Genomic DNA, 21,343 nt, shown 5'->3' on the forward strand with positions numbered 1-21,343 from the left:
GCAGCGCGCCGGCTGCCGGTGGTGCGCCGGCAGCGCCCCGTACCCCGGCGGGGACCGCCGCACCGGCGACCACGGCGTCGTCGGCCGCCGCCGGCGACACCCCCAGCGGTACGCCCGTCGTCGCGACCTCCCCGGCTGAACCGCTGGCCTGGACCGGTGGCGAGGAACTCGTCCGGGAGGGGCGGAGCGGGATACCGGCCAGCACCCTGTTCGGCATCGGCCTGCTGGCGGTCCTCGGCATCGCCGCTGGTGTCACGGTCCGGCGTCGCCGGACCCGCCCCAGCGGCCCGGACGACTGACCGGTGGCGGCCCTGTCCGCGCGGCTGCCCCGCACCCTGCATCCGGGTGCGTGGTGGCTGTGGGCGCTCGGGCTGGCCACCGCTGCCAGCCGTACCACGAATCCGTTGCTGCTGGCGATGATCCTCGCCGTGGCCGGGTTCGTCGTCGTCCGCCGCCGTGGCGACGCCCCCTGGGCGATGGCCTTCCGCATGTACCTGCTGCTCGGCGGGTTCATCATCGCCGCGCGGCTGGTCTTCCGGGTCATCTTCGGGGGCGGCCAGGGGGACCACATCCTGTTCACCCTGCCGCAGATTCCACTCCCGCAGTGGGCCGCCGGTATCCGGCTGTTCGGCCCGGTCGCGCTGGAACAGCTGCTCGGCGGGTTCTACGACGGGCTGCGGCTGGCGACCATGCTCACCTGCCTCGGGGCGGCCAACGCCCTGGCCAACCCCAAACGGATGCTCAAGGCCGTGCCGAACGCCCTGTACGAGGTCGGCACCGCGGTCGTCGTCGCGCTCTCCGTCGCCCCGCAACTGGTCGAGAGTGTCCTGCGGGTCCGGCGGGCCCGCCGCCTGCGGGGTGGTGGTGGCCGAGGGATGCGGTCACTTCGCGCCATCGTCATCCCGGTCCTGGCCGATGCCCTGGACCGGTCCCTGGCGCTTGCCGCAGCGATGGACTCACGTGGCTACGGCCGTACCGGCGACGTCCCCCGTGGCACCCGGCTGCTGACCGGCATCCTGGTCGTCACCGGGATGATCGGCGTATGCGCCGGCGGATACGGGCTGCTCGACGGTAGCGCCCCCCGCTACCTCGGGGTCCCGATGCTGGTCGCCGGTCTCGCGGTGGCCACCGTCGGAATGCTGCTCGGTGGGCGGCGGGTACGGCGCAGCGTCTACCGCCCCGACCGGTGGAGGATCGCCGAGCACGGGGTGGCGGCCAGCGGTCTGGCCGCCGGCGCGCTGCTCTATCTCAGTGGCAGTGTCGATCCGGGGGACCTGTATCCCACCCTGAGCCCGCTGAGCTGGCCCGAGCTGTCACCACTGCCGACCCTCGCGGTCCTGGCCGGACTGCTGCCCGCCTGGCTGGCCCCACCCGCACCCACCGGTACGGACGGCCCGCCGAGTCCCATACCGCGGCAGCCGGCCGTGTCCGCCCGTACCGCCGCGGAGGCCCACTGATGATTATTTTCGACGGCGTCACGATCACCTACGCCGACGCGGTCGCGCCGACCCTGCGCGACGTCGACCTGCACGTCGACGAGGGGGAGTTGTGCCTGGTCGTCGGGGGTACGGGTGCCGGTAAGTCCACCCTGCTCGGTGCCATCAACGGGCTGGTTCCCCGGTTCACCGGGGGCCGGTTGGGCGGCCGGGTCGCCGTCGACGGCATGGAGACCGGCCGGCAACCGCCCCGCGAGTTCGCCGCCCTCGTCGGGGTCGTCGGCCAGGATCCGCTGGCCGGGTTCGTCACCGACACCGTCGAGGAGGAACTCGCGTACGGCATGGAGCAGTTGGCGGTGCCAGCTGACGTGATGCGCAAGCGGGTGGAGGAGACCCTCGACCTGCTCGGCATCGCCGAGTTGCGCCGCCGACCACTGCGTACCCTCTCCGGCGGACAGCAGCAGCGGGTGGCCATCGGGGCCGTGCTGACCAGCCACCCGAGGGTGCTCGTCCTCGACGAGCCGACCTCCGCCCTGGACCCGACCGCCGCCGAGGACGTCCTCGCCGCGATCACCCGGCTCGTCCACGATCTCGGGGTCACGGTGGTGGTCGCCGAGCATCGGATGGAACGAGTGGTCCAGTACGCCGATCGGCTCATCCACCTGCCCGGAGACGGCACCGTCCGGCACGGCCCACCGGCGGAGATCCTGGCCGAGAGCGTGATCGCGCCACCGGTGGTCGAGTTGGGCCGGCTGGCCGGCTGGTCCCCGCTGCCGTTGTCGGTGCGCGACGCCCGGCGGCGGGCCGGACCGCTGCGCGCCCGGTTGGCGAACCTGGCCCCGGCGGATCGGGGAACCGACCGGCCCAGCCCCCGACCGGCCGACGAACCGGGCGAGCCGGCGTTGCAGGGGCGACGGATCACCGTCCGGTACGGAGATGTGGTCGCCGTACGGGGGGTGGACCTGAACCTGCGCCGGGGGGAGGTGACGGCGCTGATGGGGCGCAACGGCTCGGGCAAGTCGTCGCTGCTGTGGGCGTTGCAGGGCAGTGGTCCACGGCATGGTGGCAGCGTGACGGTGGCGGGCGTCGACCCGTCGACGGTGCCCGCCCGCCGGGCCAGGCGGCTCGTCGGGCTCGTCCCACAGAGCGCCAGCGACCTGCTCTACCTGGACACGGTGGCGGCCGAGTGCGACCAGGCCGACGGGGAGTCGGCGGTGCCGGGCGGCACCTGCCGGGCGCTGTTGGATCGGATCACCCCCGGCATCGCCGGGGACCGGCATCCCCGGGACCTGTCCGAGGGGCAACGGCTGGCCCTCGTGCTGGCCATCCAGCTCACCGCCGCGCCCGACGTGGTCCTGCTCGACGAACCCACGCGTGGTCTGGACTACCGGGCCAAACGCCGGTTCACGGCGATCGTCCGGGAACTCGCCGCCGAGGGACGGGCAGTGGTCCTGGCCACCCACGACGTCGAACTCGTCGCGGTGGCCGCCGACCGGGTCGTCGTGATGGCCGAAGGTGAGATCGTCGCCGACGGGCCCACCGCGCAGGTGGTGGTCGCCTCGCCCGCCTTCGCGCCGCAGGTCGCCAAGATCCTGTCACCACAGCCGTGGCTGACGGTGGGCGAGATCGCGGACGCGTTGGGCGAGGCCGGCAGCCGGACCGGGGTCGGGGTGCAACACGGGGTCGGCCCGTGACCGGCCGGGTGGTACGGATAGGTCCACGCAGCGCGGTCGTGCTGGCGATGGCCAGTCTGGCCGGACTCGCCATGTTCTTCTGGCCGCTGTTCGCCCCCGCGCGCCCGGAGGCGGTCGCACACACCGGTGACGCCCCGCTGATCTTCCTGGTCACCCTGCCGGTTCTGGTGGCCGTCGTCCTCGCCGAGCTGACCTCCGGTGGCATCGACGCCAAGGCGCTGGCCATGCTCGGCGTGCTGGCGGCGATCAACGCCGGGCTCCGGCCGTTGGGTGCCGGTACCGCCGGGATCGAGACGGTCTTCTTCATGCTGGTGCTGGCCGGTCGGGTCTTCGGCCCCGGGTTCGGGTTTCTGCTCGGCTCCATCTCACTGTTCGCCTCCGCTCTGCTCACCGCAGGCGTCGGGCCGTGGCTGCCGTTCCAGATGCTGGCGGCCTCGTGGGTCGGTCTCGGTGCCGGACTCCTGCCCGGGGCGGTACGGGGACGCTGGGAGATCGCCCTGTTGGCCGGCTACGGCGCTCTCGCCGCGTACCTCTTCGGCTTCGTCATGAACATGTGGTTCTGGCCGTTCACCGCCAGCATCGACACCCAGCTGTCCTACGTGCCCGGGGCGCCGGTGCTGGAGAACCTGCACCGCTTCGTCGTCTTCACCGCCTACACGTCCACCCTCGGCTGGGACACCGGTCGGGCGGTCACCAACGTCGTCGCCATCGTCCTGATCGGTCCGGCGGTGCTGGCCGTACTCCGGCGGGCGGCCCGTCGGGCAGCCTTCGACGCACCGGTGACCTTCGACACGGTCGATGTCGGACGCGCGGTGTACCAGCGGATCAATCAGCCAATTCATCGACAAACTTCGGTCTAATGTGGGTGTGGGAGATGACAGGGTTCGTTCGAAGGGTTATGTTATGCATACCTAAGTAAGGCAACCCTCACTTGGGTGCTGGTGAGGGGGTGCATGCCGCCCCGATCGGGGAGGAGACGAATGCGCCAGAGTGGAATCGCCGGGGTGACCGCGCTGGTCACCGGAGCGGGCCAGGGCATCGGCCTGGCTGTCGCGCGGGCGCTGCTCACACACGGGGCCCGGGTCGCCGCCGTCGACCGGGACCCTGAGGGCGTCGACCGGCTGGCCGAGGAACACCCCGACGCTGTCGTCGGCTACCGGGCCGACGTGGCACAGCCAGCGGAGATCGACGCCGTGGTGGACGCCGCCGAGCGTGAGCTCGGCCCGATCGGGATCCTGGCCAACGTGGCCGGGGTGCTCCGGGGCGGCCCGGTGGTCGACTACCGCGACGAGGACTGGGCGGCGACGTTCGCGGTCAACACCTCCGGTGTTTTCCACACCTCCCGGGCGGTGGCCCGACGGATGGTTCCCCGTCGACGCGGTGCGATCGTCACCGTGGCCTCGAACGCCGCCGGTGTGCCGAGGGTCGGGATGGCCGCGTACGCCGCATCCAAGGCCGCCGCGACCATGTTCACCAAGTGCCTCGGTCTGGAACTGGCGGAACACGGCATCCGGTGCAACGTCGTCGCCCCCGGATCGACGGACACCCCGATGCAGCGCGCACTGTGGACCGAGGAGGGGCCGGCCAGGGTCATCGCCGGCGCACCCGACACCTACCGGGTCGGCATCCCGCTGGGCCGGCTGGCCGAGCCGGACGACATCGCCGACGCCGTGGTGTTCCTGGTCTCCGACCAGGCCCGGCACATCACCATGCACGACCTGTACGTCGACGGTGGTGCGACCTTGCGTGCCTGACCGGTCCCGTGCCGCTTCCGGGACATCCCGCGCCCCCATCCAGGTCGTACCCGTCCACCCAGCGCAGCCGTTTGCCTGCCGAAGGGAGCCACCACCGTGACCACCACCTCGCCGCAGGCCACCGCCAGCGACCTGCTGTCGGTCTACCAGCCGGGCGCATCGTCGCTGTTCGCCTCGCCGCGCGGCACGCTGCTGGCGGAGGGAACATACTTCGCGGTGCCACCTTCTGCCCGACCCCGTGGGCTGGGTGACCTGGCCGAGCGGGTGCAGGCCGTGTTCGGTGTCGCCGATGCCGCCGGCCACCAGGCCCGGATGGTCGTCGGAGCCGTGCCCTTCGACCCTGCTGCGCCGGCGCACCTCGTCGTACCGCAACGGGTCCGTCGGTCCGGGCCGCTACCCGCACCGACGTCCGCTCCGGACACACGCCAGGGGCCGGCCTGCGCCGTCACCGCCGAACCCGATGCACGTGACTATGCCGAGGCAGTCGGCCGGGCGGTCAGCCGGATCCGGGCCGGCGAATACACGAAGGTCGTACTCGCCCGGTCCCTGCGACTGACCCCGGCCGGGCCGCTGGACCTGCCGTACCTGCTCCGAGCCCTCGCCCGTCGGGACCCGAACGGCTACACCTTCGCGATGGACGTGGGCGACGGTCGTACCCTCGTCGGGGCGAGCCCGGAGCTGCTGGTCTCCCGGACCGGTCGGCGGGTGGTGGCCAACCCGATAGCGGGCTCCGCGGCCCGCCACCCCGATCCGGCGGAGGACGCCCGGCGTGGCGCGGCGTTGCTGGCCTCGGTCAAGGACCGGCACGAGCACGCGGTGGTGGTCGACGCGGTCGCGGCCGGTCTACGGCCACTGTGTGCCCGGCTGGACGTGCCGGCCGAGCCGTCACTGGTGCGTACGGCGGCCATGTGGCACCTGTCCACGACCGTCACCGCCGAGGTCTCCGACCCGGCCGTCTCAGCCCTGGCACTGGCCTGCGCGTTGCACCCGACGCCGGCGGTGTGCGGTGCCCCCACCGACGACGCCCGGGCGGCCATCGCCGAGCTCGAGGCCTTCGACCGGGGCTTCTACACCGGGCTGGTGGGCTGGGGGGACGCCGACGGTGACGGCGAGTGGGTGGTGACCCTGCGCTGTGGGCTGGTCGACGGGGACAGCTTGCGGTTGTACGCCGGGGCCGGCGTCGTCGCCGACTCCTCACCGGAGGCGGAACTGGCCGAGACCACGGCCAAGTTCACCACCTTCCTGACCGCGATGGGACTCACCGATGTGGCCTGAAGAATTCGCGGCACGCTACCGTGCCCTGGGCTACTGGCGGGGCGAGACCTTCAACGACCTGCTGGCGGCCTCGGCCCGGCGGTACGGCGACCGGATCGCCGTGGTCGGTGGCGACGTCCGGGTCAGCTATGCCGAGTTGGCTGTTCGCGCCGAGCGGTTGGCTGCCGGTCTGCACACCCTCGGCATCCGGCACGGCGACCGGGTGGTGGTGCAACTGCCCAACGTCGTCGAGTTCTTCGACGTCATCTTCGCGCTGTTCCGCATCGGGGCGCTGCCGGTGTTCGCGTTGCCCGCGCACCGGGCTGCGGAGATCGGCTACTTCTGCGGGCACACCGAGGCCGTCGCGTTCGTCACGACCGACGTGCACGAGGGATTCGACTACCGGGGATTGGCCGCAGCGGCCGGTGACGCGACGGTCATCGTCGCCGGTGACCCCGGCGGGCACACGGCACTCGCCGACCTGTACGCCGACCCGGTCGACCTGCCACCCGGGCCGGCCGCCGACGACCTGGCCTTCCTCCAGTTGTCCGGCGGCAGTACCGGACTGCCGAAGCTGATCCCGCGTACCCACGACGACTACCTGTACAGCGTGCGGGCCAGCGCCGAGATCTGCGAACTGGACACCGACAGCGTCTACCTGTGCGCGTTGCCGGTCGCGCACAACTTCCCGCTCTCCTCGCCGGGGGTGCTCGGCGTGCTGTACGCCGGTGGCCGGATCGTGTTGGCCCCGCGACCGGACCCGGCCACCGCCTTCGAGCTGATCGACCGGGAGGGCGTGACGATCACGGCGGTCGTACCGCCGTTGGCGCTGCTCTGGTTGGATGCCGCCGCCCGCCCCGGCAGGACCACCGATCTGTCCAGCCTGCGGGTACTCCAGGTGGGCGGGGCGAAACTGGCCGACGAGGTCGCCCGTCGGGTCACGCCCACCCTCGGCTGCCACCTCCAGCAGGTGTTCGGGATGGCCGAGGGCCTGGTCAACTACACCCGGTTCGGCGACCCCGACGACATCGTCCTGCACACCCAGGGTCGCCCCATCTCACCCGACGACGAGATCCGGGTGGTCGACGACGACGACGTCGAGGTGCCGGCCGGCGAGGTCGGTCATCTGCTGACCCGGGGCCCGTACACGATCCGGGGCTACTGGCGGGCCGAGGAGCACAACGCGACCGCCTTCACCCCGGACGGCTTCTACCGCACCGGCGACCTCGTCCGGATCGTCGACGGTGGCTACCTCGTGGTCACCGGTCGCGCCAAGGACCAGATCAACCGGGGCGGCGAGAAGATCGCCGCCGAGGAGGTGGAGAACCACATCCTGGCCCACCCCGGTGTGCACGACGTCGCCGTGGTGGCGGTCCCCGACGCCTACCTCGGCGAGCGGACGTACGCCTTCGTCGTGCCCCGCCCGGAGGCGGACCCGCTGACCGCGCCCCTGATCCGGGGCTTCGTACGGCAGCGCGGGCTGGCCGCCTACAAGATCCCCGACAAGGTGGAGTTCGTCGACGAGTTCCCCGTCACCGGCGTCGGCAAGGTCAGCCGCAAGGACCTGCGTGCCGCACTCCGGACCCGCCTCGCGGGTCCCACCGCACCAGTTGCGGGCCCCACCGCTTCAGTTGCGGGCCCCACCGCTTCAGTTGCGGGCCCCACCGCACCAGTTGCGGGCCCTACCGCACCAGTTGCGGGCCCCACCGCTTCAGTTGCGGGTCCCACCGCACCAAAGGAAGGCTGACCGTGCTGCCCAGCATCGCACCGTATCCGCTGCCCACCGAGGCCGAGTTGCCCGCCAACCGGGTGACCTGGCGTCCCGACCCGGCCCGCGCGGTCCTGCTCGTCCACGACATGCAGAACCACTTCCTCAACGCGTTCACCGCCGACGAGGCTCCGCTGCCGGGACTGATCGAGAACATCGCGGCGATTCGCAAGCACTGCGTCGACCTGGGGGTGCCGGTGGTCTACTCGGCCCAACCCGGCGGTCAGACCCCACAGCAGCGTGGTCTGCTGCTCGACTTCTGGGGCGACGGTCTGGCCGACGATCCCAGGGCCGCTGCCATCACCGATGCGCTGACCCCCGGCCCCGACGACATCCGGCTCACCAAGTGGCGCTACAGCGCCTTCGTCCGTACCGACCTGGCCACGCTGCTGGGCGACCGGGACCAGTTGCTCATCACCGGCGTGTACGGCCACATCGGCGTACTGGCCACCGCACTGGATGCTTTCATGCGGGACATCCAGCCGTTCGTGCTGGCCGACGCGGTGGCCGACTTCAGCGCCGAGCACCACCGGGACACCCTGCGGCACGTCGCCCAACGCTGCGGGTACGTCACCACGACCCGGACCACCGCCGACGCGCTGCTGGGGGTGGCCGCGTGAACCTCGAAACCGTACGGGCCCAGGTGCTGGCGGTGCTGGACGAGCCGGTGGGTGACGACGACAACCTTCTCGACGCCGGGCTGGACTCGGTACGACTGATGACGCTGGTCGAGCGGTGGCAGTCCGACGGGCGTGAGGTGTCCTTCCTCGACCTCGCCGAGCAGCCGACGATCGCCGGGTTCGCCGCCCTGCTGGCCGACGCCCGATGAGCGCCACCCTCGCCCCGGCCGGGCCGAGCGTGGTCGCCGGACTGCCCACCCCGGCACAGTTGCGGGCGGTGTATCCGGTCGGGCCGCAGCAGCAGGCGGAGATCGCCCGGCACCGACGGGCGATCGTCGACGTGCTCGACGGCACGGACGACCGGCTCCTCGTCGTCGTCGGTCCGTGCTCGGTCCACGACACCTCGGCCGGTCTGCACTACGCACGGCAACTGGCGGACGTGGCGGCCGAACTCGGCGACGACCTGCTGATCGTGCTGCGGACCTATCTGGAGAAGCCGCGCACGACGGTCGGCTGGAAGGGCCTGCTGGTCGACCCGTACCTGGACGACACGCAGGACCTCTGCGCCGGTCTGCGTCTCGGCCGGGAGTTCCTCTGCCAGGCCGCCGATCTCGGACTGCCGCTGGCGTACGAATTCGTGGAGCCGATGTTCGCCCCGTACCTGGCCGACCTGGTCTCGTGGGCGGCCATCGGCGCACGGACCGTGGCCAGCCAGCCACATCGCCAGCTGGCGTCGGCGTTGCCGATGCCGGTCGGGATGAAGAACACCACCAGCGGTGACGTCCGGGCCGCCGCCGAGGCGGTGCATGCCGCGGCCGTGGCACACGTCTACGCCGGGCTGACCCTGGACGGCCACCCCGCGGTGCTGCACAGCGCGGGCAACCGGGACTGCCACGTGGTCCTGCGCGGTGGCCCCACGCCGAACTACGACGCGGTCTCGGTGGCCTCCGCCCTGGCGATCCTGTGGGACGCCGGACTGCCGGCCCGGTTGATGGTGGACGCGTCGCACGGCAACAGCGGTAAGGACCACCGGCGGCAGCCGCTGGTGGTCGCCGATCTGGCGGCACAACTGGCCGCCGGGGAACGCGGCCTGGTCGGGGTGATGGTCGAGTCCTTCCTCGGCGAGGGACGGCAGGAGATCGACTCGACCCCACTGCGCTACGGCGTGAGCGTCACCGACGGCTGCCTCGGCTGGACCGCCACCCGGGACGCCCTGGACACCCTGGCCGGCGCGGTACGGCAGCGGCGCCGGGCCAGCGCGGCGCTCCCGCCGTCACCGGTTGCCGGGCAGCCGGCTGGACTGGCCGGCCGGTCGTGACCGACCCGGTGTCGCTGACCGAGGCGCAGGCCGGGATCTGGGCAGGTCAGCAGCTCGACCCGAACAGCCCGGCCTACAACGCGGGGGAGTACGTCGAACTGCACGGCCCGCTCGACGTGGTCGGGTTCGAGTCGGCGCTGCGCCGGGCGGTTGCCGAGGCGGAGGCGCTGCATACCCGGTTCGCCCCCGGACCGGTGCAGCTCGTCGAGCCGTCGGCGGACTGGCCACTGCACCGCCTCGCGGCAGCGTCCCGGGAGGAGGCCGAGGCGTGGATGCGGGCCGACCTGGCCACCCCGGTCGACCTGGCGACCGGGCCGCTCTTCGGCCAGGCGTTGATCACCATTGGCCCGGACCACCACCTCTGGTACCAGCGGGTGCACCACATCGCCGCCGACGGGTACGCCTTTGCCCTGCTGGCCCGTCGGGTCGCCCAGTTGTACACCGCCGCCCGTACCGGTGGCGATCCGGACCGGGGGCGCTTCGCGCCGTACCGACCGGTGCTCGACGAGGACCTCGGCTACCAGGGCTCCGAGCGACGGGCCACCGACCGCGACTTCTGGACCGCCTACCTGGCTGGTGCGCCGACGCCCGCCACGTTGGCACCACCCGCACCGATGAGCCACGGCGTGCTGCGGCACCGCGTGGCGCTGGCCGGGGTACTGGACGCCGCCGGCACCCGGTGGCCGGATCTGGTGCTGGCCGCGGTGGTTGCCCTGCTGCACCGCCGTACCGGCGCCGACGAGGTCGTCCTCGGCCTGCCGGTGATGGGCCGGCTCGGCTCCGCGTCGCTGCGGGTGCCGTGCATGGGCATGAACATCGTGCCGCTGCGGATCGCCGTCCCACCGGTGGCGACCCTGGCCGAGTTGGCGGCCGTCGTCGCCACCGAACTGCGGGCGACCCGGCCCCATCACCGTTACCGCTACGAGCAGCTGCGTCGTGACCTGGGCCTGGTCGGCGGTGACCGGCGGCTGTTCGGCCCGGTCGTCAACATCATGCCGTTCGAGTACCGGCTCGGCTTCGACGGGTTGACGGCCACCAGCCACAACGTGTCCGCCGGGCCGGTGGAGGACCTGTCCTTCGCGGTGGCCGACCGGGGGCAGGGCCGCTACCTCGACCTGGACGCCAATCCCGCCGCCTACGACGGTACCGACCTGACCGGGTACGCCGAGGAACTGCTCGACCTGCTGGCTGCCGCCGGTCAGGACCGGCCGGTGACCCGACCGGCGACCGTCCTCGACGGCGGACCGCTACCCGGGTCGCCCGTACCGGTCACCGACCTGATCAGCGCGGCGGCCCGCCGCCAGCCGGACCGGGTCGCCATCGTCGACGGGGCCCGGCAGAGGACGTACGCCCAACTGTTGGCGGACGCGACCGGCATCGCCGGTCGACTGGCCGAACTGGGGGCCGGACCGGGAACGCTGGTCGCGGTGGCGCTGCCCCGTGGGGCCGACGCGGTGACCGCGATCCTGGGCACGCTGCTGTCCGGTGCCGCCTACCTACCGCTCGACCCGGACGGACCGCTCGAGCGCGCCGGGGCCGTACTGGCCGACGCCCGTCCCGCACTGACCATCACCCGCGACGGCATCCAGGCCCGGGCGGACGGGGTCGACCGGACGTCCGACCTCGGCTACGTCATCTACACCTCTGGTTCCACCGGTCGGCCCAACGGGGTTGCGGTCGGCCGGGACGCGCTGGCCCACTTCGTCGCCGGGGCCACCCACCGGTACGGCATCACCGCCGCCGACCGCGTGCTCCAGTTCGCCCCGCTGCACTTCGACGCCAGCGTGGAGGAGATCTTCCTGACCCTGTGCGCGGGCGGCACCCTGGTGGTGCGTACCGAGCGGATGCTGGACTCCGTCGCGGATCTGCTGGCCGGCTGCGCCGAGTACGGCGTCACCGTGCTGGACCTGCCCACCGCGTACTGGCACGAACTCGCCTATGCGGCCCTGCCACTGCCGGCGTCGATCCGTACGGTGATCATCGGTGGCGAGGCGGCCCTACCGGAACGGGTCGCCCGCTGGCACGACACGGTCGGGCCGAAGGTGACGCTACTGAACACGTACGGCCCGACCGAGGCCACCGTGGTGGCGACGGTGGCCACGCTGACCGCCGACGACCCCGAGGCACCGATCGGCCGTCCGTTGCCGGGGGTGCGCTGCGCGGTCGTCAACGGGGAACTACGGTTGCTCGGCGGCGGCCTGGCCAGCGGCTATCTCGGCCGGCCGGAGCTGACCGCCGCCCGCTTCGTCGGGGCGGGGGAGCAGCGGGCGTACCGTACCGGTGACCGGGTGCGGGTACGCGCCGACGGGCAGTTGGTGTTCACCGGCCGGGTCGACGACGAGTTCAAGATCAGCGGTCACCGGGTCGACCCTGCCGAGATCGAGTCGGTGCTCCTGCGGCATCCGGCCGTGGCCGAGGCCGCCGTGGTGGGGCGCACCGGTTCCGGTGGCGTCAAGCACCTGGTCGCCCACGTCGTCACCGACCTTCCCGACGCGCAGTTGCGTGAGCACGCTGGCCGTACGCTGCCGGCGGCGATGGTGCCGACGGTCTTCGTGCGTACGGCCCGGCTGCCGCGTACCCCGAACGGGAAGATCGACCGCAACGCCCTGCGGGCGGTCCCGATCGAGCCGACCGAAGCGGTGGCCGGAGCCACCGACACCGAGCGCCGGGTGCTGGCCGTCCTGCGGGAGGTCCTCGGCGCGACCGAGGTCGGGGTACACGACGACTTCTTTGCCCTCGGCGGCCAGTCGTTGCAGACCATCCAGATCGCCAACCGGCTCGGGGTGCCGGTCGCGACCGTCTTTGCACATTCGACCGCAGCCGGGCTGGCCGGGGTGCTCGGGCACCGATCCGATCCGTCGACCCCGGCACCGGTCGAGGTCGAGCAGGTGGCCGAGCATGTGGCCGACGCGCTGCTGCCGGCCGACATCGGCCCTCGGTCGCCGGCAGTGGAGACCGGACGGGTGCTGCTCACCGGGGCCACCGGGTTCGTCGGGGTCCATCTGCTGGCCGAACTGCTGGCCACCCGCCCGGATACCCGGGTTGCCTGCCTGGTCCGCGCCGACGATGTGACGACCGGTCTGGCCCGGATCGAGGAGGCGCTGGCCCGACGCGGGCTGTCGGTTCCGCTCGACCGGGTGGAGGTCGTGGTCGGCGAGGTGGCCAAGCCGTACGCCGGGCCGCCGGTGGACGAGGTCTACCACGCTGCGGCATCGGTCAGCGTCGTACGCGGCTACCGCAGCCTCCGGCCGACCAACGTGGACGGTACGAGGAACGTGCTGGCGCTGGGGGTGCCGTTCCACCACATCTCCACCCTCGCGGTCTGCGCCGATCCCGGCTTCGTCCCGGCGCACGACGGGTTGCGGGACGGCTACCAGAGGTCCAAGTGGGCGGCGGAGGAACTGGTCCGTCAGGCCGGTGATCGGGGACTCCCGGTCACCGTCTACCGGCTGGGGCGGGTGGTCGGCCCAGCCGACACGGGTTACGTGAATCCCGACGACCTGGTGTGGCGCATCCTGCGGGCCGGCGTACCCCGAGGGGTGCTGCCCGATCTCGGTGTCGCCGAGCCGTGGACACCGGTCGACTGGGTGGCCGCGACGGTGGTCGCGCTGGCCCGGGCCGGGGCGACCGGCGTGCACAACCTGGTCCCGGCACCGCCGGTACGGCTGACGGATGTGGCCGACTGGGTACGGGACTACGGGTTCGACGTCGAACTGGTGCCACTGGCGTCGTGGCGGGAACGGGTCCGGGCGGACGCCTCGGACAGTGACGCCGCCACGCTGGCGTTCTTCGACCAGGCCGACCCGGTCGGTACCCCCGCGCCGGCGCGGGTGCAGCAGCCCGCGGTCGGTCCGCCCTGCCCGTCGATCGGCCGGGAGCTCATGCACCGTTACCTCGACCACGCTGTCGCGACCGGGTTGCTACCAGGAGGGATGTGACGCTGTCGGCCCCCATGGGGGACCGGCGTGGGGCCGAGGGCAGCCAGGGCTTATGTTAGCCTTACCAAACCTGAGCTTAAGAGGTGATCGTCGTGGCGGGACCTGCCCGGCTACATGCCGAGGGACTCGCGCTCGCCTACGACCAGCGGGTCGTCGCCGAGCAGTTGACCGTGACGATTCCGGACAACTCCTTCACCGTGATCGTCGGGCCGAACGCCTGCGGGAAGTCCACCCTGCTACGGGCGCTGTCCCGGATGCTGCGTCCCCGGTCCGGTGCGGTCCACCTGGACGGTAAGCAGATCACGGCGTACCCGCCGAAGGAGCTGGCCCGCCGACTCGGGTTGCTGCCCCAGACGCCGATCGCGCCGGACGGGATCACCGTGGTCGACCTGGTCGCCCGTGGCCGCTATCCGTATCAGACGGTGTGGCGTCAGTGGTCGCGGGAGGACGAGCGGATCGTACGCGAGTCGATGCTGGCCACCGGTGTGACGGACCTGGCCCACCGGCGGGTCGACGAGTTGTCCGGCGGACAGCGGCAGCGGGTGTGGCTGGCCATGGCACTGGCCCAACGTACCGATCTGCTGCTGCTGGACGAGCCGACGACCTTCCTCGACATCACCCACCAGATCGAGGTACTCGACCTCTGTGCCGACCTTCAGGAGGCCGGCCGGACGCTGGTCGCGGTCCTGCACGACCTCAACCAGGCCTGCCGGTACGCCACCCACATCATCGCGATGCGCGACGGTGTGGTGGTCGCGGAGGGCGTGCCGGCCGACATCGTCGACGCCGAACTGGTGCGCCGGGTGTTCGACCTGGAGTGCGAGGTGATCACCGACCCGCAGTCCGGTAGCCCGTTGGTGGTGCCGGTCGCCCGGCGTCGGGCCAGGGCCGCGCTGGTCAACGTATGACCACCGCATCCATCCACACCGGACCGGTCAAGGTCCCGACGGAGCAGACGGAGCCGCCCCGGCTCGGCCGCTTCCGTGGCCGGCGCTGGCTCGGTCTGCTGGTCGGCCTCGTGATCCTCGTCACCAGCCTGTTGCTCAGCGTCGCCGTCGGCGCGCGGGCGATCCCGCCCGACACCGTCTGGCAGCTGTTGTGGCACCCGGACGGATCAGAGCTTTCCGTCACCATCCACGACCTGCGCATTCCGCGTACCCTGCTCGGGCTGCTGGTCGGCGTCGGGCTCGGTCTGGCCGGCGTGCTCATGCAGGCGTTGACCCGCAACCCACTGGCCGATCCCGGCCTGTTCGGCGTCAACGCCGGTGCGGCGTTCGCGGTCGTGTGCTCGGTGGTGTTCCTCGGCCTCACCGAGCCGTCGCAGTACCTGTGGTTCGCGCTGCTGGGCGCGGGTCTCACCGCCGCTGTGGTGTACGTCCTCGGCGGTGGCGGCCGTCCATCCTCACACACCCGACTGGCCCTGGCCGGATTCGCGGTCGCAGCGGCCCTCCACGCGGTCACCCACGGCTTCACCACGATGAACGCCACCGCCTACGACGAGATTCGGTTCTGGCTGGTGGGGACGTTCGCTGGCCGTAGTGCCGAGGTCGTCGCCGGGGTGGCGCCGCTGATCGTCGTGGGTGCGGTCCTGGCCCTGTTCCTCGGCCGGTCACTGAACGCGCTCGCCCTCGGTGACGATTCCGGCCGCGCACTCGGCGCCCGACCGGGACGTACCCGGGCAATCGGCACGGTCGCCGTCCTGTTGCTCTGCGGGGCGGCCACCGCCGGGGCCGGGCCGATCTCCTTCCTGGGCCTGGCGGTGCCGCACATGGTACGTCTGGTCACCGGCCCGGACCACCGCTGGCTGCTGGCCTACAGTGCCGTGTACGCACCCGCACTGCTGCTGCTGGCCGATGTGCTCGGTCGGGTGATCGCCTTCCCGGGTGAGGTGCCGGTGGGCATCGTCATGGCCTTCCTCGGTGCGCCGATCTTCATTGTCCTGTTGCGTCGCCGCCACACGATGACGCACTGAATCGTCAAGCGAGGTAACCCCGTGACGGCCATCGACCACCGCCCGGTCGGCATGGGCGACGCAACGCTGACTCCCGCCCTGCGCTCGCCCGACGACCGGTTCTCCGTACGACTGCGCCGCCGCCCCCTGGTGGTGAGTCTTCTCCTGCTGGCGCTGGCACTGGGTACCGCGCTGTTCTCGCTGAGCTGGGGCAGTGCGGTGAGTGTCGGGGACACCCTGGCCGCGCTGGTCGGTGCCGGAACCCCGGCGGCGGATCTGGTGGTCTTCCAGTTCCGGCTGCCCCGGGTGCTGGGCGCGCTGCTGGTCGGGATCTGTCTGGGGGTGGCCGGAGCGCAGTTCCAGAGCCTGACCCGCAACCCGTTGGGCAGCCCGGACATCGTCGGTTTCACCAGTGGCGCGTCGGCCGGTGCCGTGTTCGTGCTGCTGGTCATCGGTGAACAGGCCATGGCCGTGTCCACCGGCGCGATCGGATTCGGGCTGGCCACCGCCGTCATCATGTACCTGCTGTCCTGGCGACGTGGTGTGAACGGGGTGCGACTGGTCCTGGTCGGTGTCGCGGTCAGCGCGATGCTCGAATCGGTGACCGCCTACCTGCTCATCCAGGCCGACATCTACGAGTCGCAGGCGGCGCACGTCTGGCTCGTGGGCAGCCTCGCCGCGACCAGATGGGACCAGATCTGGCTGCTCCTGGTCGCCGCCGTGGTGCTGGTGCCGGTGGCCGTGATCTTCTCCCGCCCGCTCGACCAACTGAGCCTGGGGGACGAGGCCGCGTACGCACTCGGGCTACGGGTCGAGCGGACCCGTCTGGTGGTTCTCGCGACGGCGGTCGTGCTGGCCGGTGTGTCGGTGGCCGCAGTGGGGCCGATCGCGTTCGTGGCACTGTCCGCCCCGCAACTGGCCCGCCGCCTCACCGCCGGTCCGGGGGTCGGCATCATCCCGGCCGCGTTCATGGGAGCCCTGTTGCTGTGTGTCGCCGACCTGGTGGCGCGCCTGTTGCCGCTGCCCGGTCAGCTCCCGGTCGGGGTGGTCACCGGCGGACTGGGCGGTTGCTACCTCGCCTGGCTGCTGTGGCGGGAGCACCGCTCCGGCCGCGCCTGAACCGGTCCGCCCGTGTTTGCGGCCACTCAGTCGAGGCAGAACTCGTTGCCCTCGATGTCCTGCATCACGATGCACGACTCGTTGTCTTCATCGGCGAGCAGTAGCTGCACGCGTACCGCACCGAGCGCGACCAGCCGTGCGCATTCGGCCTCGAGTACGGCCAGGCGCTCTTCGCCCACGAGCCCGGTGCCGACCCGAACGTCGAGATGCAGCCGGTTCTTGACGACCTTGCCTTCGGGAACGCGCTGGAAGTACAGTCGCGGGCCCACGCCTGAGGGATCACTGCAGGCGAACCATGAACCCCGATCCTCCGGCGGCTGCGTGCGGTCGAAATCTTCCCAGGTAGCAAACCCCTCCGGTGGCGGGGGTGCGACGTACCCCAACACCTCGCACCAGAAACGAGCGACGCGCTGGGGTTCTGCGCAGTCGAAGGTGACCTGGATCTGCTTGACCGATGCCATCGGGCAACCATAGAGGCTGGATCTTTCTTCGTCTCCACGGGCCCGCCCCCGGCCGGGTTGTGGCGCGGGCGGCCGACTCTTGCAGAAGAGCGGGACCTTGGCCGTGGGATGACGATCCTGACGGCACCGTCCCGTACCGGTGCCGGTGGTGGGCGCGGCGGCGGATGACGATGCTCACCGAAAACTGCGGGCTCCCGGACCGTGCCGGGAACCCGCAGTTTCGGATCGTCGTCGGGATCAGACCGCGAAGGCCTTCTCGACGCGCTCGAGTACCGCGGTGGCGCTGAAGTAGTCCATCCGGAACGAGTCCAGGCCCAGGTCGTACGCCCGGTTCTGGGTCACGGCGGGCAGCGACTTCCACAGCGGCGCGGCCTTGGCAGTGTCGATCTGCTCCTGGTTGTGACCGACGAAGAAGACGGAGCTGTCCGCCAGCGCCGGGCCGAGGTTCTCCTGGGCGATGGTGACGACGTCGGTGCGGTTACCACCCTCAGGGCCACCGCTGGCCTTGAAGTTCTCCGGAACCTCGTGCACCTTCAGTCCGAGGGCGGCGAGGAGCTTACCCTGCGCCGACTCCTTGGTGAAGATGACGATCTGCGTGCCGTTGTTGCGCAGCGGAGCGACGTCCTGCGTCGGGGCCTTGATCTTTCCCTTGACCTCGGTCACCCGGGTGTCGAACTTGCCCAGGATCTCCTTGGCCTTGTCGGCCAGGCCGATCGCATCGCCGAGCTTGCTGGTCAGGTCCTGCCAGGAGATGTTGTCGTACCGGTAGATCAGGGTCGGTGCGATGCCCTTGAGCTGGTCGTAGAACTTCGCCGTGCTGTCGGCTCCGGATGCGGCACCGATGATGAGGTCGGGCTTGGCTCCGACCACCTTCTCCAGGTTCGGCTCGGCCCCGGCGTAGACGACCTCGACGTTGCGCTGCTTGGCGATGTCGGCCCACTGTAGGAAGTAGCCGGTCTTGTCCGAGAACGGGCCGGGGGCGACCTGGGTGGCTACCACCGGGGCGTCCAGGGCCAACAGGTGCCCGGTGAGCGTGACGCTGAGCGAGACGATCCGCTTCGGCTTGGCCGGGACGTTGTCGGTGGTCCCCGCGTCGTGTGTGACGCTGCGGGTCTTGTCCGCGCCAGCGGTGTCCGAATCCCCGGTGTCCGAGCCACAGCCCGCGAGGGCCGTGAGGGCGACGACTGCGGCGGTGGTGATGAGCCCGACCCGCCGCCGGATGCCCGGCCGGTCGGTGCTGCCCGGTTCCCCAGGCGACCGACGGGAAAGCGCTGTCCGCACTTTTTCTCCTCCTTGCATAGGCCAGCGGGTCACGGCGCTGCCTGGCCGAATCGATAGGCCCGCGTTCGCAGGTTAGGCTAACCTATCTTCAAGTCGGGTGGTGGTGCGGGTAGGTGCGCAGTGACCACAGCCGGGCGGCAGGGGCGGCATACCTGGCATCACTGTGGACGAAACGGATCAGGTCAGGCAGACCCAGCTCGTCGCAACGTGGTATCCCGAGGTGTGGGCGTCCAGCCGTACCGGCTCGGACGGCGGCACTCGGAGCGTGAAATAGCCGGCCGGGTCGATGGTCGACTCGTCGAAGGTGCCCCTGCTCGTCCGCGCGGTCACCCGGCCGCCACTGGCGGGGGAGAGTTGGCCGATCACACCGGTGCTGGTGACCTCGATCTCGACCAGCACGTCACCGCTGCTGAACGCCAGGGTGCGCGAGCCGGATCCGGACCGGGTGAGACCAGCCGGCTCCATGTCACACGCCGAGTCGAACGCCAGTTGGGCAACCGCGAGTTCCTCGTCCACGTTGCGCCAGGCCCACGCCCCGCGAGCGGCGGTCAGGAACTCGGCCGGAACCGAGTCGGCTGCCCGTAGGGCGTCCCGTAACTCCGTCAGCAGGGCGTCGTCATCGTCCAGCCGCCATGATCCCATCACGATCACCTTCCCCACCTTCGGCCCGTCGCAGGGCGCTGACGAACGCGAGGATCGCCGGGCAGTTCCGCAGCTTGTGCAGGCACCGTGCCTGGGTCGGCCCGATGCTGCCGATCGGCATCGCCAGCCGCTGGCTGATCTCGCGGTAACTGGCCGGCGGATCGGCGGCCAGCAGGGACAACAGATCCCGGCAACGCTTCGGTAGCTGTGCGAAGCCGTCTCGCAATGCCTGGTGCTGCTCTGCCCGGAGCAGGTGCTCGTCCGGGCTGGCCGAATCCACCAACAACGGCATCCCGGAGGGCGACTCGAGCGAGTCGTCGTACGGGTCGAACGGTTGGGTGCGTCGGCCGACCCGGAGCAGCCGATGACACTCCCGTTGGGTGGTGGCCGCCAGCCAGGCATCCAGGTCGGCCGGATCCTCGATCCGGTCGAGATGCTCCACCAGACGCAGCCAGACGGTCTGGTTGACGTCGGCCGCGTCGACCCGGTCCATCCCGTACGACCTGATCACCGACAGGACGAGTGGGGTGTACCGCCGGACCAGTTCGGCCCAGGCGTCCTCGTTGCCGGTCGTGGCAGCGGCCACCAGGTCGACGGTGTTTCCGTTCATCGCGCCCCTGTCTCCTTGGTGCCAGTATCCATCCGCTGCGCCGCGCGGTCATCCGACGAGCACCCCGTAGTCCGGGTGCCATCGTGGCGTGGCCAGTAGCGCGAGCCGGGCCTGTTCGGCATCGAGGTTGCCAGCGGTCATCATCGCAGCCAACCGACCGGAGACGTGAGCGGTCGCGAACGAGGTGCCGCTCCAGCCGGCGAAGCCGTGGAACACCCGGACCGGCAGGCCGGTCAGGGCGAGTTGGCCGGGGACGTACGTACTGACCCGGTCACCGAAGGCGCATGCCGCCACCCAGGGGCCGAAACTGCTCTGCGGGTCCGGCTCGATGCCGGTGCCGGCCAGCCGCACCGCGCCGACCGACAGCACGTCCGCCAGAGCCGCCGGCCAGGTCGGGCGGCTGGTTCCCGCGTTGCCGGCGGCGGCCACCACGACGACCCGATCCGGCAGCGCGGCCACCGCGTTGGCGATCGGCAGGGACGGCAGGTCGTCCTGGGTGAAGCAACCCAACGACAGGTTGACGACGGTCACCGCCTGGCCGAGCCGCCCCAGAGCGTTGACGAGCATCTCCTCGTCGCCCACCCCGAACCGGTTCAGCGCCTGCTCGGGATCGAACCGGACACCCGGTGCCGCCTGGCGTACCACCCCGGCGACGAAGGTGCCGTGGCCACCCTGTACGGCCAGCTGGTCACTGTGGACGTACACCGGGTCCTCGTCGTCGGTTTCGGGCACGTAGCTGCCACCCAACCAGAGCGGGTGCAGCGCGCCGGCGTCCCGCCAGATGCCGGTGTCGCAGATGCCCACCGTCACCCCGGCCCCCTCGCCGAGCCGAGTCGGGTCAGGTGCGGGCAGGGGAGCGGCCACCCGGGGTGGCGTACCCGGGTTGCCCATGATGTTGCCGAAGCCCATCGTCAGATGGTGTGGCTGCACCGCCGGGACCGGCGACGTCGGCCACTGCTTCGGGTCACGTAACCGTCGGATGATGGACGGGACGTCCACCTCGGTGGCGAAGACCAACTTCGTGACGCCGGCGAACCGGTTGCCGAGCTGCGCCGGAAGGCCGTACTCCCGCAGTTTCGCGGCCACCCGCTGTGCGTCGGCATTCGCCGCGAGGATCTGCCGTGGTCGGTAACCGAACTCCCGACCCGGCTCCAGGTGGCGCCGGACCCTCGGGTCGCTGGCCAGTGCGGCCTCGACGGCCTGCTGGTACGCCTGCTCCTCCTCACCGGGTTCGGCCGCACCGGCGCTGAAGGCGACACCGGGTGGGACGGCCGCCACCAGTGGAACGCCGGCAACCGCTGCCGAAAAGATCATGAACTGCCGGCGGGAGACTCCGCCGGTCGGCCGCAACTCCATGAAGTGGTCTGACGACACCGTTCCTCCCAGAACCAGCGTGACAGTGAGTGGGCCTGACGTCGTGTGGTCGCCGGGTCAGGGGCAGCCGGCGCGGCGATCGGCCATGTATATAGTCTCACCTCAATGAGTTCGTTGTCCGAA

At 71.3% G+C, this 21,343-nt stretch carries 18 protein-coding genes and 1 pseudogene; 14 read left to right on the top strand and 5 right to left on the bottom strand.

Annotation, left to right across the window (positions count from 1 at the left end):
• The 14 genes and pseudogenes from ACFQ4H_RS27590 to ACFQ4H_RS27655 form a co-directional block, all read left to right on the top strand.
• Nucleotides 1-299: pseudogene (locus ACFQ4H_RS27590) on the top strand (hypothetical protein); the annotation flags it as partial.
• A 3-nt stretch (nucleotides 300-302) separates the two neighbouring features.
• Entirely contained in the window at nucleotides 303-1,457 is a 1,155-nt protein-coding gene (locus tag ACFQ4H_RS27595) for a CbiQ family ECF transporter T component (protein WP_377576168.1), read from the top strand.
• Entirely contained in the window at nucleotides 1,457-3,130 is a 1,674-nt protein-coding gene (locus tag ACFQ4H_RS27600) for an ABC transporter ATP-binding protein (RefSeq protein ID WP_377576171.1), read from the top strand. Before ACFQ4H_RS27595 ends, ACFQ4H_RS27600 begins: the two co-directional genes overlap by 1 nt.
• A gap of 47 nt (nucleotides 3,131-3,177) precedes the next feature.
• Nucleotides 3,178-3,990 carry an ECF transporter S component gene (locus tag ACFQ4H_RS27605; RefSeq protein ID WP_377576255.1) on the top strand — a complete coding sequence of 271 codons (813 nt, stop codon included), beginning with the start codon at nucleotides 3,178-3,180 and terminating at the stop codon, nucleotides 3,988-3,990.
• Nucleotides 3,991-4,110: 120 nt separating this feature from the next.
• Nucleotides 4,111-4,884 (top strand): 2,3-dihydro-2,3-dihydroxybenzoate dehydrogenase, encoded by a 774-nt coding sequence (locus ACFQ4H_RS27610; protein WP_377576174.1) that lies wholly within the window; start codon nucleotides 4,111-4,113, stop codon nucleotides 4,882-4,884.
• Between the two features lie 96 nt (nucleotides 4,885-4,980).
• Nucleotides 4,981-6,159, top strand: a complete 1,179-nt coding sequence (locus ACFQ4H_RS27615) for an isochorismate synthase (RefSeq protein WP_377576177.1) — start codon at nucleotides 4,981-4,983, stop codon at nucleotides 6,157-6,159.
• Complete coding sequence (locus ACFQ4H_RS27620) at nucleotides 6,149-7,885, top strand: (2,3-dihydroxybenzoyl)adenylate synthase (RefSeq protein WP_377576180.1); 1,737 nt, start codon at nucleotides 6,149-6,151, stop codon at nucleotides 7,883-7,885. Before ACFQ4H_RS27615 ends, ACFQ4H_RS27620 begins: the two co-directional genes overlap by 11 nt.
• Before the next feature lie 2 nt (nucleotides 7,886-7,887).
• Nucleotides 7,888-8,526 (top strand): isochorismatase family protein, encoded by a 639-nt coding sequence (locus ACFQ4H_RS27625; protein WP_377576183.1) that lies wholly within the window; start codon nucleotides 7,888-7,890, stop codon nucleotides 8,524-8,526.
• Complete coding sequence (locus ACFQ4H_RS27630; RefSeq protein ID WP_377576186.1) at nucleotides 8,523-8,735, top strand: phosphopantetheine-binding protein; 213 nt, start codon at nucleotides 8,523-8,525, stop codon at nucleotides 8,733-8,735. The genes ACFQ4H_RS27625 and ACFQ4H_RS27630 overlap by 4 nt, the downstream gene beginning before the upstream one ends.
• The gene (locus ACFQ4H_RS27635) at nucleotides 8,732-9,844 is read left to right on the top strand and encodes a 3-deoxy-7-phosphoheptulonate synthase (protein WP_377576189.1); all 1,113 of its coding nucleotides are present in this window, start codon (nucleotides 8,732-8,734) and stop codon (nucleotides 9,842-9,844) included. Before ACFQ4H_RS27630 ends, ACFQ4H_RS27635 begins: the two co-directional genes overlap by 4 nt.
• Nucleotides 9,841-13,782 carry a thioester reductase domain-containing protein gene (locus ACFQ4H_RS27640; RefSeq protein ID WP_377576192.1) on the top strand — a complete coding sequence of 1,314 codons (3,942 nt, stop codon included), beginning with the start codon at nucleotides 9,841-9,843 and terminating at the stop codon, nucleotides 13,780-13,782. Before ACFQ4H_RS27635 ends, ACFQ4H_RS27640 begins: the two co-directional genes overlap by 4 nt.
• A gap of 92 nt (nucleotides 13,783-13,874) precedes the next feature.
• Nucleotides 13,875-14,690: an ABC transporter ATP-binding protein gene (locus ACFQ4H_RS27645; protein WP_377576195.1), complete on the top strand. Its 816-nt coding sequence runs from the start codon at nucleotides 13,875-13,877 to the stop codon at nucleotides 14,688-14,690.
• Nucleotides 14,687-15,754: a FecCD family ABC transporter permease gene (locus ACFQ4H_RS27650; RefSeq protein ID WP_377576198.1), complete on the top strand. Its 1,068-nt coding sequence runs from the start codon at nucleotides 14,687-14,689 to the stop codon at nucleotides 15,752-15,754. The genes ACFQ4H_RS27645 and ACFQ4H_RS27650 overlap by 4 nt, the downstream gene beginning before the upstream one ends.
• Before the next feature lie 21 nt (nucleotides 15,755-15,775).
• Nucleotides 15,776-16,852 (top strand): FecCD family ABC transporter permease, encoded by a 1,077-nt coding sequence (locus tag ACFQ4H_RS27655; protein WP_377576201.1) that lies wholly within the window; start codon nucleotides 15,776-15,778, stop codon nucleotides 16,850-16,852.
• Nucleotides 16,853-16,878: 26 nt separating this feature from the next.
• Here ACFQ4H_RS27655 and ACFQ4H_RS27660 read toward each other — a convergent pair whose 3' ends face one another.
• The 5 genes from ACFQ4H_RS27660 to ACFQ4H_RS27680 all read right to left on the bottom strand — a co-directional run bounded on the left by ACFQ4H_RS27660 (nucleotide 16,879) and on the right by ACFQ4H_RS27680 (nucleotide 21,220).
• A complete protein-coding gene (locus tag ACFQ4H_RS27660) occupies nucleotides 16,879-17,313 on the bottom strand; it encodes a VOC family protein (RefSeq protein ID WP_377576204.1) in 435 nt (144 codons plus the stop codon).
• Nucleotides 17,314-17,550: 237 nt separating this feature from the next.
• Nucleotides 17,551-18,594 (bottom strand): Fe2+-enterobactin ABC transporter substrate-binding protein, encoded by a 1,044-nt coding sequence (fepB, locus tag ACFQ4H_RS27665; RefSeq protein ID WP_377576207.1) that lies wholly within the window; start codon nucleotides 18,592-18,594, stop codon nucleotides 17,551-17,553.
• Nucleotides 18,595-18,771: 177 nt separating this feature from the next.
• Entirely contained in the window at nucleotides 18,772-19,236 is a 465-nt protein-coding gene (locus ACFQ4H_RS27670; protein ID WP_377576209.1) for a hypothetical protein, read from the bottom strand.
• Nucleotides 19,211-19,846, bottom strand: a complete 636-nt coding sequence (locus ACFQ4H_RS27675) for an RNA polymerase sigma factor (RefSeq protein WP_377576212.1) — start codon at nucleotides 19,844-19,846, stop codon at nucleotides 19,211-19,213. The genes ACFQ4H_RS27670 and ACFQ4H_RS27675 overlap by 26 nt, the downstream gene beginning before the upstream one ends.
• Nucleotides 19,847-19,894: 48 nt before the next feature.
• Nucleotides 19,895-21,220 carry a S8 family peptidase gene (locus ACFQ4H_RS27680; RefSeq protein WP_377576215.1) on the bottom strand — a complete coding sequence of 442 codons (1,326 nt, stop codon included), beginning with the start codon at nucleotides 21,218-21,220 and terminating at the stop codon, nucleotides 19,895-19,897.
• Between the last annotated feature and the right edge of the window lie 123 nt (nucleotides 21,221-21,343).

The sequence above is a fragment of the Micromonospora sonneratiae genome (genome assembly GCF_042679305.1).
Lineage (GTDB): Bacteria > Actinomycetota > Actinomycetes > Mycobacteriales > Micromonosporaceae > Micromonospora_H > Micromonospora_H sonneratiae.